The sequence below is a fragment of the Mycobacterium sp. ABE4_509 genome, from assembly GCF_056160785.1.
This window is the reverse complement of sequence record NZ_JBSWXU010000012.1, coordinates 34,566-47,766: the sequence shown is the minus strand read 5'-3', so window position 1 is coordinate 47,766 and position 13,201 is coordinate 34,566. Positions and strand designations below refer to the sequence as shown.

Genomic DNA, 13,201 nt, shown 5'->3' with positions numbered 1-13,201 from the left:
GGTGACGGTCTCGGTTGAAGACATCGACCGGTGGGACGCCGGGGACGTCCGCGAGGTGTTCAACGCTGCCCGCAGCCGTGCGGAGGCGGCGTTCGAGGCCGCCGACGGCATCGCCGAGCTGCCGGCGTTCGGAACGTGGGGCGGCGAAGCCGCCGAGACGGCCGAAGGCGCCATCGGACAGACCCGCAAGGATCTCGATGCCCACGGCAACGAGGCTCTGGCCGTTGCGCAAGCGGCCGGCAAGGCCGCCGACGACATCGAGACGGTCAAATCGCACCTGGCGCACCTGCGGTTCGACGCCGCCAATGCCGGTTTCGAGATCGACCCCATCGGCAACCAGGTGCTGCCAGGCCCGGCGTTGGAGGCCGACATGATCGAGATGCTCGCCGCCGAGGCGACCCGCCAGGAGCTGCAGGCCCGATTGACAGCGATTCTGGCCGAGGCCGCCGGCATCGACACAGAACTCGCAAACGCGATTGCGATGGCCACCGGCGCCGCACCCATCCCCGAAGGCCCGCACACCAACGATCCAGTCCTGCAGGACATCCTCTCCGAGCCGATCCCGCAGGACCCCGATGAGTTCCACGACATGTGGGAAGATCTGACCGAGGCCCAGAAGGATTTCCTCTACGAGCACGACCCGTTCGTCGGCAACCACCCCGGGATGCCGTTCGACGACAAGGACCTCTACAACCAGCGGCATCTCCACGAACTGATCGAGACCACCCAGGCCGACGTCGACCGCATGCAGCAGCGCTTCGACGAGCTGGCCCGCGATGTCTACATGGGCGACACCAGCAGCACCACCGGCAGCGAACTGGCCGCGCTGGGCCCCCGACTGAGCGCCGCACGGCACGAACTGGACGGCTACCGAGCCGTGCAGAACACCCTGAGTGTCGACCCGAACAATCCGAACGCACACGACATCCCGAGGCTACTGGGTTATCTCGACGATCAGGGCAGGGCAGCGGTGTCACTCGGCGACCCCGACACCACGACCCGCAACGCGATCCTGGTGCCCGGGACCGGCCAGGACCTCACCCGATTCGAAGGCTCCTTCGACAAGTCGCTGAGCATGTACGGCGCAGCGCTCGAAGCCGATAGCAGCCTGGAAGGCAAGCTTGCCGTCACGACGTGGATGGGTTACGACCGGCCGATGAACCTCGGCGAAGCCGCGTTCCCTGGACGCGCGGAGGTCGGCGGCACCTCGCTGGACCAGTTCCTCGACGGCATGCACGCCTCCCATGTCGGCCCACCGGCCATCGACACCGTCGTGGGACACAGCTACGGATCAACGGTGGTCGGCGGCGCAGCCACCGGCGGAAACGATCTGGCCGCGGACAACGTCATCGCGGTCGGCAGCCCCGGCATGCTGGTCGAGCATGCCAGCGAACTCAACCTCGGCACGGGATCTCAGGTGTATTCGATGACCGCGCGCAACGACATCATCAGCTGGGCCACCGACACCAGCCTGGGTGACGACCCGTTCGGGATCAACTACGGCGCGACACGCCTTTGGGCAGATCCGGGACCGAGCTGGGACCCGACCGGCATGATCGGTGACGTCGCCGCCCACAGCAGCTACTGGGATGCCGGCAACCCGGGCCTGGCCAACCTCGGCGCGCTCATCGCCGGACAGCCACCGCTGCAGATCGTCACACCGGAGGGAAGAGTCACCAGCCCATGACCAACGCTCGGTTCTGTGCGCCTCCCGGCGCGATCGCTGTCCTACTGGCTTGCGCTGTGCTGCTCGCCGGCTGCGGCAACGACGACCGGCTCGGCCCACCTACCCCCTCGGGCGCCACCGATATTGGAGGACCACCGATGACCGAGCTGCCCCCACCGCCCGAGGGTTGGGAACCGCACGATGTCGTCCCGCAGAGCCAACAGCAAGCCCAGGACACGATCGCGGAGTACCTGCAGAAAACCATCGATGCGCTGCCACCGGGAACGGTCTACGACAGCGGGCGCTATCCGATGACCGGTCACAACATCTCGTGTGACGACGACTTCACCGGCCCTGGGGAGTCACCCACGTACTTCACCACGGCCGGCGAACTCATCGCACCCGAACCCGTCGACAGCGCCGCGCTCATCGCCGAAACCGGCGACATCTGGCGCAGCTGGGGTTGGTACGTCGTCGAACGGGACGGCTTCAGAAGGCCGAACCAATTCGGCTATGCACCGGATGGATACCGCCTGCAGATCGTGGCCGCCAACCCGCCGGGGTACCCACCGACCGTCAACGCGATGTCCCCGTGCTTTCCCGGCGACATCGCCCGAGACGACGTCGCCTTCCCCGGAAAGTTCTCTGCGGCGCCGAAATAGACGTGCCTTGTGACTTCACACCCCAAGCTCCGGACGGGCGACATCTGCCTACCTTGGGCACGATCCGCAACAGGTGTTGACCGGCTGACCCTTCGATCCCCGACAACCATGTCGGCGAGGTCGGCGGCAGCCGAGGGTGAGTCTGGAAGCAGTGCCGTCACAGGGTGTCCCAGTCGACGGTCGCGGCTGCAGGGGTGTGCTGCACGATCTGGTGACAGTTTCGGTCAGGTTGGAGTAAAGGGGTGTTTGTTGGCGGTCAGCTCTCGGTGGTGGTGACCTCGATTACGTCGACGTCGGTCGTCACGCAGGGGTTGGGTTTGGTGGCGTAACCGTGGCAGGAAAGTCGTCGAAAGTGAACCCTGGGAGAACACTGCGCGTGCCCAGAAGCAGAGCTGGCTGAACCCTGAATACTCCTGACAAGAACCGTATCCCGGTGTGGATGGACCGAGGCAAGGGGAGCTCGCGATGGGCGCTGATGGTAGCCGGAGTGCTGACTCGATGAGTTCCGGACCCGATGCGTGTGGCGAGATTTCGTGGGAGGGTGTACAGCCGTGCCCAGCGGCCCTGACCCGACGTAGCGACGCGACGATGACCGGCCGGAGGCTGTCGGTGACGCGTTATGCCAAGTACATCGGCCATGTCGGATCGTTGGCGGTGGCACTGGGTGTGGGCATGGCAGTGTCGCAGGCGGCCGTGGCAGCGGCGGACACCGACAGGTCCCCTCGATCGGCGGAGTCGTCGGCGGAGTCGTCGTCGGGACCGGAGTCATCGACATCCCCCCGCGATGGTGACGAAGCGCCGTCATCGGAGGCCGCCGACTCGACGACGAACGACTCGGACACCGATGGCGACGCCGAAGACGAAGACAGCGTCGGTGATATCGACACCGACGAGGCGGACCCGGGCGATGATGATGAGTTCGCCTCCGAGACTGTGGATGCCGAGACGGCTTCAGGCGGAGATGAGCTGATCGAGTCTGCCGACTCCGAGATCGAGGAGTCTGTCCCGGCCAGCGATACCACCGAAGCCGGTATCGGTACTGACCCCGAATCAGTCGGCGTTGCCGCGGACGAGGACGAAGCTCCCACCGGCGACTCAGCCGGAACGACACTTGATCCGGCGACACCGGTGGACCCCGTGGCGTTGGCGGCCACAGTTGCGGGAGCGACCCGTGAGGTCGAGACTGCCCCGACCGCATCGGCCGACGCGACAGTGGGAGACGAGGATGACGACATCGTCACCGGGCTCTACCGGGAGATGTTGCGCCGCGATCCCAGCGACTCCGAACTCGCCTTCGACACCACCCTGCTGAATATTGGCGGGACGGGGTGGGTTGTCAACAGGCTCTACAACTCCAGGGAATTCCGCCAGGGTCAGGTGCAGAGCTACTACAACGAACTGCTGGGCCGTGATCCCTCGGCGCCGGAGCTGGCGTGGAAGACGTTCCTGCTCAGGGTCGGCCTGCCGGAGCCGCTGGTGGTTACCTCGATAATGCGCACCACCGAGTACTACGAGGACAGCGGCGATACGGCCACAGACTTCGTGTACAACATGTACCGAAGCGTGTTGGGCGATAACGTCGACGAGAGTGTTCTACCCACCTACGTGCAGCAACTGCAGGGCGGCGCTCCTCGGCTGTGGGTGGCGCTTCAGTTCGTCACCAGCGGCGAATACCGCGAGGTCAAGGTTCAAGAGGCCTACTGGGTCGTGCTGGGCCGCGCGGGCACGGAGGAAGAAGTCGCCGCCTATGTGGACAGCTGGTGGCGCTACGGCGGGCAATCCGGCATCACCCGGAACCTGTTGAACAGCGCCGAGAACATCACGCGCATGACGACCTCGGAGGTCCCGCTGCCTGACATGGTGGCCGTCGACCAGCTGGCGCAGATTCTGATGGCCGCCTACAACGAGGAGGAAACCGGCTTCGTCGACCTGCTCTCGACGTTGCTGGCAACGTCGTCCTCGGGGGAGGTCTGCGTCGACGAGCCCTGCAACACCGCGCTCTATGACCTCATCGCGTACGGCGGTACCGACCGGGGAATCCCCAACGCCGCTATCGAGGTCACGGCGATGACACCGAACGTGGGGTCGTTGACCTCGTCGCAGAACGAGATCTCGGTATCGAGTGCGATCAGCTATCCACTGCAGAACTCCGACTTCCTCGAAGTGGTCCTCGACGGTGGACTGATCAACCCCGGTTCGCCCATCGTGACGTCGGATTTCGGCACGTACATCGTCGACGGTCACACCCGCTGGGCCGAGGTGTACATCTTCAATCCCTACACCGAAATCGCCTCGTATGACTTGGGATATGTACCCGACGCTCAAGAAGCGCTCAAGGAGACCCAGCTCGCGATCGCCGCTCTCGAAGGGTATCTTCCGTCGAAGTCCGCCAGCGAGCCCAACGTGTTCACCGTCGACGAGGACACCTTCGACGCACTGGTCGAAGAACTGATCGAAGACGGCGACGACCCCGACTCGATCTACGAGGTCTTCTCCGACGTTGCCGGCCTCGACTCTCTCGAAGAGATTCAAGATTACCTGTGGGCCAACGTCAGCCGGCTACAGGAGAACAACCCCTACATTTCCGGCGCCACCGCCCGCGATTACATGCCCCAATCGCCCGACTACATCCAGACGATGTTCCATCTCATGGAGAACGGCAGCCTGAGCTTCAGCTTCCCCATCATCGCGTACCTGGGCTGACCGTCCCTCGCCGGGGAACGGGGCAACGTGATGAAGGCCGGCGTGCATCACGACGATGTGTAGGCACTCGCAGGCCCACTCCGCGGGCGCCGTGGCGCTCCACGAACTGCCGAATCCTGGTGTTCGGCGTGGTGGCTCGAGCTCACGAATGGGTAGTGAGCCTCGGCTCGCTGAGGCGCGATGAAACTTTAGGGTCGGATCCGTCAGAGCGTCGGCTACAGGAACATCGTCACGATTGTGGACGATGTAGTGACGTTGGCTGCGGCCGACCTTGCCCACTTCGTGCGAATGTCGAGGGCGACGGCGATCGCCTACCGGGAACAGCCCAGGCATGGCCAGTATGACGCGTGGCCGCATGCCGTCAGGGTCGGGTCAACACGATCTTTCCCTGATGAGGACCGGAAGTGGTCCAGCCTGAATGGGTGGAACGGCGGACTTGGAGAACGACACCAGCGCGCCTTGTGGCCGAAACCGGAACGTTTCGACAAGGGCGATCGTCGCGTCGGCCGTCCAAAGCGGGCACTCCGATCCGTGTCATTTCTCGACGAAGTGTCATCTGGACAACACTTCGGTCATCGGTGTGAAATCACAGGTGCCGGACCGGCCAGTCCACGATGGGCGATCACGGCGACCTCCTTTGCGGCAACCGCCTGGGACGTCTAGCCGCAGGTCCGCACACTTCGGACGATGGGCAGAGCGTCGGCCGAGGCTGAGGGAACCCTGAGGCGAAAGTAGCAATCTCATAGGTGCCGCGCGGGTGAGCTGCTCCGGACGTCGCATTGTCGAGAAGCGATTGTGATATGCGCTGAGTATCTTGATGATAGCTCCAGCAGTGTCGCCGACGGGGCGCCGTCGGATCGGGAAAGGTTCGAACGGTGCTAGCAATCAAAGGCATCGCGCCGACGGGCGCGGGAACGCGGAGGTTCCCCTCGCAGTGGCCGACGAGGAATACCTTCGTGAACATCGTCGCTGTGATGTCCGGAGCGGGGTTGGTGGTCGGCGGTCTGCTCCCGTTCGCGCTCGCCAGGTGGTGGGGCGTGCCGTCCGAAGAATTTCTGCATCCGAGCTACTTCCTGGACAGCGTGGCCTCGGCGGTCGCTGTCGCCTTGGTCAACTACCTGTTGGTCAGTCGCATCGTCAAACACCGCTTGCGGCGCCTGACGAGCCTGTTCGTCGACGCTCAGCGCGAAATCGCCGAGTGTGCGGGCACCGACTCGGTGGCGGGGTTCGCGGATAGGCATGCCGTCCAAGTCGACAGCGACGACGAGTTCGGCCGGTTGGTCGAGGCCTACAACTACCTACTGGACGCACTCGAATCGAGTCTCATCACCGAACGCGAGCTGAACCAGGCGAATATCGCCATGTGTGAGGCGACCATAGATCAGTCCAGACTCGCAGCGCTCGGCACGCTCACTGCGGGTGTTGCGCACGAGACGAAGAACCCGCTGAACTTCGTGGTGAATTTCGCCGAAGGCAATCTCGATCTGCTCGACGAGTTGCGCGTCGGCCTCGGTCCCGACGGAAAGGCCATGGTCGAGGAGATCGAGAGCAACAACAAGCGTGTGTTGCACCATGCTCAGCGTGCTCTCGCGGTCATGGAGACGATGCTCGAGATCGGGCGCAAGGGATCGGGCGAAAGCGCACCGTGCCAGATCAATGGGATCGTCGAGCAGAGCGCCCGCCTGGCCGAACAATCGTGGCGGATCGAGAACCGGGACAGCCAGTGTGCGATCAGTGTGGAACTCGATGACTCCGATCCTGTCGTAGACGGGTTCGAGGGTGACCTGGCCCAGGTGGTGATCAACCTCATCATGAATGCCATGGAGGCCGCCGCCTCGGGTGTCGAGGGACCCCCTGAGGTCCGTGTCGTCGTCAGCCACGACGCCGCCGCGGCGCTCATCGCCATCACCGACAACGGCCCGGGTATCGCCGCAGCGATGCTGCCACGAATCTACGAGCCGTTCTTCACCACCAAAGCCGACAGCGGTGGTACTGGACTGGGGCTGTCCATCTGCAAGGACATCATCGACAACCGTCACCAAGGCGAACTGTCAGCGACCAACGAGCGTGCCGGGGGCGCGAAGTTCGTCGTCCGACTGCCGTTCACCGTGACGTCCGCCGGGGGGTGCGGAACGTCGATCTTCCGAGAAGCGACGAACTGCTGCGGGGCTGTCGGCCCGACCGGCGAGGGCGGGATCCGCAATCTCTTGATGGGATGAGTGCGGGGCTGGGTGGAGTGGATCGTTTGGTGCTGCAGGGTGGCCTAGATTCTCCGGGGAGTAATCCGAGCAGTTGGTGCTTTGGACCCATGGTCGTCAAGCTCAAGGGCACGGTCGAGCCGTATTTCCGTGGAGCGCAATAGCCGACGCCGCCTTGGCGACAAGCGTCAATCCGAGAGCAGGTTGCCCGTTCTGCTCTCCAGCGGAGTTTCACCGGCGACCTTGCCGAGCACCCGTCCCGGCCAGGCATAGGGCTGACTATGGCGGTCTACCCCGCCTGTCTCACTCGGCCGGAAGTACGAACACCTCGGTCTCGTAGTGGGCGGCACAGGCGGCATGCAGGCGTTACTCCAGCTTGCCCGTCGGTCGCCAGCGCGCCCGCGACCAAGCGGTGAACAGGGGGCATGTCGCGCAGCTCGATCCCCTGCGCATCGAGAATTGCATCGGAGGGATACGATCCAGGAGCAGGGCACCGGCGAACGTCAGCATCAGAAGAGCCGCCCAATTTCGCGTCGATGCGGCGCATGTCCTGGAGACCGCATGTCCCAAAGAACGCCTCGATCCACCAGTTACTGATCACGAATGAGCATTTCGCCAGCCCGTATCACGGGGGATTCGCCATGCCCACGCCGTTGCCGAGAGCGGCGCACTTCCTCAACGCGGCGCCGCAATGGAGGACGGCCTCCACGTGCGTGCGTTCATGCTGGTGCTGCTTCCTGTTCGCCGGCGGCGGCCGTGGAATGGACACTCGCGGTAGAGGGGATCGCGTAGGTGGGCTCGGGATAGCCGGGACGGTTGGGATAGTGCCTCATCAAGAAGGCGTAGAGACCGCCAGCGACGAAAATCGCTATGATCCAAGAGATGTCGGCGCGATCGAGCCAGATGGCAACCGGACCGGTGTAGAAGGGGCTGGCGATGAACGGCAATTCGACGATGATGCCGACGAGGTAGGCGGTCATGGCCCGCCAGTCCACGCCGCCGTAGTGGCCCCGAGGGTTGAACATGTCGTCGATGCTGTAGCGCTCTCTGCGGACGAGGTAGAAGTCGGCCAGGTTGATGGAGGTCCACGGGATGAGGAAGTAGGCCAGGAGCAGGATGAAATCGCTGAAGTTGGTCAGGAAGTCGTCTTTGCCGAGCAATCCGACCGTGGTGGCAACGGCAGTGACGACCATGATGAGGACAGCCCGCAGCAGCGGGGAGACCTTCATCTTGAAGACGGAGTTGAGCACCGTGGTGGTTGACATGAACATCCCGTACAGGTTGAGCGAGTTCACGCCGATGACGCCGGCGATGATGATCAGGAAGAACAGGGTGTGCCAGCCGGCGGCTTGGTCGACGATGAAGTCGACCGATCCACCGTCGAACGCGTCGCCGGCCATGGCGGTCGCGGTGGCGCCGAAGGCGAACATGAACATCGTCGAGAGCACAGAGCCGGCATAGGTGAACCAGAACGAGGCGCGCACCGAGGTGTCGGCGGGCAAGTAGCGAGAGTAGTCAGCGACGTACGGTGCGTAAGTCAGCTGCCAGGTCGCCGCAATCGCCATTGCGGCCAGGAACAGGGCCCAGGAGAAGTCGCCAGCGTGCCACACCGCGCTGAGGTTGTTGGTCGTCACTAAGCGGTAACTCAAGTAGAGGAACGCCAGGCCGCTGACGACCGAGAGGAACTTCTCGGAGGCGTGGATCAGTCGGTAGCCGAAGATGGTGAGCACCGCGGTCAACGCCACGACGATCACGATCGAGGCGTCGATGTTGACACTGGTCAAGCTCGAGAACGCGGCTCCGCCCTGCACTGCGGTGGTGGCGAAGTATCCGATGTACATGAGGATGACCAGGACCAGCGGCAGCACTGCACCGTAGAAGCCGAACTGCGCCCGACTCTGGATCATCTGCGGGATACCGAGAATCGGCCCCTGCGCGGAGTGCAGCGCCATGAATACGGCACCGATCAGATTTCCGACCAGCGACGCCAGCAGCGCCCATGGCAGGGACAGGCCGATGGCTACGGATATGGCGCCCGCAGCGACGGCGGTGACTTGGAGGTTCGCGCCGAACCACAGGGTGAAAAGGCTGCGGGCACGGCCGTGGCGCTCATGGTGTGGGACGTACTCGATCGAACGCTGTTCGGGGTTGAAGACGGACATGATGGGCCCCTTCGTAGAACCATGCGGCGCGGCGCGGGGTAGGGAGTTGGCCATCGAGACCGTCGTCTGCGACCAATTGAGGACTTCTCCGGCCTTGAGGATCAGGTCCAACACACGGCCGTCCGCGCGAACTGCAATCGGCGTGCGCTCCGGGCGAACGCGATTTGCGGTCACCGCCCATTCCCTCACCGAGGTGGTCAGCCCGGCGAGGAGCGCCTCGGCGATCATCGCGCGTTGCTCGTATTCCGTCTCGCGCATCCCCATTACGATTCCGGTTCGATCAATCGGGCGCGGACGAGGCCACAGCGGTGTTCCACACGTGGCAAACCTGGACCGCGCGCTCCCCGAACATGTTCTCGCACCGTCCGGGACAGTCCTATAACGGCGAGATGATGAAATCGCCGAAGATGCGGACCGGACTTTCAAACATCGCCAACACACGGCTGGGTTCTGCACGAACACTGCCAAGCCCCCGCGATCTTGTCAAACTATCCCGGCGCGTTCTGGATGACCGCAGCGGATCGTCAATAGCGTGTCGTTGTCAGTGCAGTGGCCTATCACTAAACAGACGGAGAACTGCCCTGAGGAGGTAAGGGCGGATGCCCGCTGGGCCCTACGGTCCGGTCAGGTTCGCCGATTTCGCAGGCATCATCACACAACCGCTTGGACCACGGCGACGGGCTCACCTCATTGGCGATCCCCCGGCGCGGCCACCGATGAATCCTTGATCAGACCGGCCGAGGAGACCACAAGATCGGGATCGCAGATGATCTCAACTCGTCGGGCGGCGGCAAGTGCTCGAAGGTGCCTATGCACGAAATCGTTGGGTTCACGTAAAATGATTCGGAATGGACGTTGCCGCAGAAGAACTCGCATAGTCTCGGAGAGTCCGAGCTTGACGAAATTGACATTGTCGAGCTGGTACTGGCGTTGAATGCGTCGAGCTGCGCCGATGGCTAGCGCGCTCGGCGCGCTGTGGCGCGTATGACTGTCCACTGTGTCGCGCCGAACCGATTCCGACACTGAGTCGAAGCAACCCGATACTGAATCCAGGAAGGCCACGGAGTCATCGCAGTGGACGAGAGTTCGGTAGTAACGCGCTCCGTAGAAGTCGCCGGAGCGAATAGCTCTTGGGGTCGGGACTGCCCGGGACACCAACCCGGTTGCAGTTGAGTTCAGGCAGGCCGATGCGATGAGAAAGTCGTCCCGGGTGCCGAAGGTGCTTACACAGCGGCCAGGGTCGGCGAGGACGGCCAAATCGCTGTTGAACTCGACCCCGGTGGCCCTTCCGTAAGAACGCAGCGCCGACTTCAGTTCACCCGCGATCGTGCCCTTTCCGCTCCACCCATCGACAAACGCCACCGCCGCCGGATCATAGTTCGATGCTAGATAATCCAGCGCGGCAGTGTCGATTCCGCGACCCTGGAGCAGGGAGACGGAATAGTGCGGGAGCGTGAGTCCGTGGACCCGCTGTGCCCACCGACGGATGAGGATCCCGAAGGGGGTACCGCCGCGGAGCAGCGAGGCGAGCACTATGTTGTGACCCCGTTTTGTCAAGATGCGCTCCGTGAGCACCCCCACGGTGTGGGCGAGGCGGGCAGCAGACTCAGTGAGCACTGAGGCGAATACGTCGCGGCAATCCTGGTCGGGTGCGAACTCGGCGGGAATAGACTCGTAGAGGTTCGTGCGGCCGGGCAGTATGGCTGACTCGCGGGCAGAATCGTCGGTATCTGGGTACCAGTCAGATAGGTCGCGCAATAGCCAGTGCACTTCGTCGGAATCATATGAGCCGAACGCGGGACCTGTCAGAGGTTTGATCGCCCCGGCCCTCCGCTGCCGACGATCGGTTCGCGCCTGATCGATGCCGAACCTCTGTTGTGGCGGTTATCCTCTGTCCGACAAGATCTCTGGTATGCGTCCACCGGTTCTCCTCGTTGTTCCTGGGCTGCCACATCGGGCGTGGATAGGGCGACAACGGCCGCGGCGAAACTTAGGGTAAGAACCACGGCGACCGGCCACACTGCATGAATATTGTGGGCTATGGCTCCCAGTGCAGCTCCTATAGTGGCGCTTTCGATTGCTATCAGGATCGAGGCGAATCCGGTGAGGGCTCCGCGGTCTTTGTCAGTGGAGAAATAGCTTAGCCATGCGAAGATCGCTACCCACGCTCCTTGCCCTGCGATCACCGAAAACCCGATGGCGATGCCATGCACGAGGGGATGAGACCACGCGTGGAATACCCCTGCCACGACCGATATTGCCGCTGCGGCCATGCATAACAATGCGCTCGTGACGAGCATCCCCCGGGTCCCGAAGCGTCGGCCGATGACGTGTTGAAGTGGCGCGGCGACAATCCAGCCGACGCCGACGACGATTACCAAGAAGTGCAGGCTGCCGGCTCGGTCGCCGAGCTGGCCGGAGGCGTGAATAGTCAAGAATGTGGTGCTGAGCAGAACTGGAATGAAGAAGAATTGCGCCACGATGTAGGTTCGGAACCATCGTTCCGAGCGCACGGCGGAGATGCCGTCGCGATAGGTGTCACGCAGGCGCCGTCGGGGAACCGCTATTCGCTTGGGTTGCCCAACGAAAATTGCAGTCAGGCCGGCCGCGGCCACGCCCACCGCCCCCAGCCACAGGAGGTCTGCGTGACCGTGTGCGGGGTCGCGGTCGGCAATCCAGGGCAACGCAATCAGTACCGTAACGATCGTCATCGCGCTGCCGATGGCTCCCTGGACGAGAATCAGGTTTCGGCCACGAGCTGGTGTCAGAGTATCGGAAATGATCTGAGAGAAGATGACATCGGCGATGGTGAGCACCACGCCGATGGCGGCCGACAAGCACAGGAATACCAAGGCGGTGGAAGCGTTGGTCCGCGCGGAGACAGCGATAAGCGCGATCAGGGCGGCAATGATGAAAGCGGTCCCCGCCAGCGAGACATTTCTCTTTTGATGAGATCGCTCGAGGAATCCCGGGGCAAGCGCACTACCAATTACTGCGCCAGCGTTGAACACGGGGAAGAGCATGCCCGCAGCCCACGCAAGGCCTTGCTGCGCAAGGATGAAGGTCATGACGACCGGCACGCTCGCGACCTGCATCCCGTACTCCCAAAGGATGCCCCGGGTAAGCAGGAACCGATAGCGTCCCATACAACCGGCCTCCCACGATATGCGACTGCCAAACCGAATGTTGTAGCGCGGCATGACTCGCCGAAGCCTATCTAAGATTTGTGGTCCCGGCGCCGGGATTGTCCGCCGTTCGTCGACACCCAATCTAACTGGTTCGACTATCGGTGTGGGCGCCCGCTGGAGCTTGCCCTCGGGTTGTGCCGCTCTTGTTTCCCGATCTCCGTAGGTCGACCTCGCAGGGCGAAGCTGCTGCCGAGGCGGCGACGAAACATGAACGCGAACTCCAAACAGCTTTGCGGTCAACCACTGTGACGGTCAGGAACGCCGAATCCGGCCAGCCCCGACCTATGACTGCAGCAACTGGGTCGCAGGCAGACTGAGTTCGTTTCGGTGCGCGCCTACCGACCGTTGACCTGCGATGGATCCCGGTAGTCTCACGCGATGTCATCGGTGTTCATGGCGTGGGACTTGGCACATCAATGGTCACGGTGATGGTGTTGACAGCTGTGGCGCCGGTGGTGATGTCTGTGGCGGTGTAGGTGAATTGGTCGGGCACCTGTTCTCCGCCTGCGATATCCGTTGACGGTGGGATGTAGTTGATGGTGTTGGCATGCCACAAGAAAGTGCCCCGTGGCCGCCTGTGGCGGCTAGCATCGCGTTGCCGAGAATCGGTACGGGGTTGTCG

General features: G+C 63.2%; 7 protein-coding genes. 4 read left to right on the top strand and 3 right to left on the bottom strand.

Annotated features, from left to right (window positions below; translation table 11 throughout):
- The first annotated feature begins 1 nt into the window (after nt 1).
- The 4 genes from ACXAID_RS04705 to ACXAID_RS04690 all read left to right on the top strand — a co-directional run bounded on the left by ACXAID_RS04705 (nt 2) and on the right by ACXAID_RS04690 (nt 7,250).
- On the top strand, nt 2-1,687 hold the full coding sequence (locus ACXAID_RS04705; protein WP_475021022.1) for an alpha/beta hydrolase: 1,686 nt from the start codon (nt 2-4) through the stop codon (nt 1,685-1,687).
- A gap of 137 nt (nt 1,688-1,824) precedes the next feature.
- Nucleotides 1,825-2,328, top strand: coding sequence for a hypothetical protein (locus ACXAID_RS04700; protein ID WP_475021021.1), 504 nt, complete (start codon nt 1,825-1,827; stop codon nt 2,326-2,328).
- 588 nt (nt 2,329-2,916) lie between these two features.
- The gene (locus ACXAID_RS04695) at nt 2,917-5,031 is read left to right on the top strand and encodes a DUF4214 domain-containing protein (protein ID WP_475021020.1); all 2,115 of its coding nucleotides are present in this window, start codon (nt 2,917-2,919) and stop codon (nt 5,029-5,031) included.
- A 956-nt stretch (nt 5,032-5,987) separates the two neighbouring features.
- A complete protein-coding gene (locus tag ACXAID_RS04690; protein ID WP_475021019.1) occupies nt 5,988-7,250 on the top strand; it encodes a sensor histidine kinase in 1,263 nt (420 codons plus the stop codon).
- 698 nt (nt 7,251-7,948) lie between these two features.
- On the opposite strand, the gene ACXAID_RS04685 is transcribed toward ACXAID_RS04690, so the two are convergent.
- The 3 genes from ACXAID_RS04685 to ACXAID_RS04675 all read right to left on the bottom strand — a co-directional run bounded on the left by ACXAID_RS04685 (nt 7,949) and on the right by ACXAID_RS04675 (nt 12,486).
- Nucleotides 7,949-9,649 (bottom strand): purine-cytosine permease family protein, encoded by a 1,701-nt coding sequence (locus ACXAID_RS04685; protein ID WP_475021018.1) that lies wholly within the window; start codon nt 9,647-9,649, stop codon nt 7,949-7,951.
- Between the two features lie 429 nt (nt 9,650-10,078).
- A complete protein-coding gene (locus ACXAID_RS04680; RefSeq protein WP_475021041.1) occupies nt 10,079-11,200 on the bottom strand; it encodes a cysteine protease StiP domain-containing protein in 1,122 nt (373 codons plus the stop codon).
- On the bottom strand, nt 11,197-12,486 hold the full coding sequence (locus ACXAID_RS04675) for an MFS transporter (RefSeq protein ID WP_475021017.1): 1,290 nt from the start codon (nt 12,484-12,486) through the stop codon (nt 11,197-11,199). Before ACXAID_RS04675 ends, ACXAID_RS04680 begins: the two co-directional genes overlap by 4 nt.
- Nucleotides 12,487-13,201: the final 715 nt, after the last annotated feature.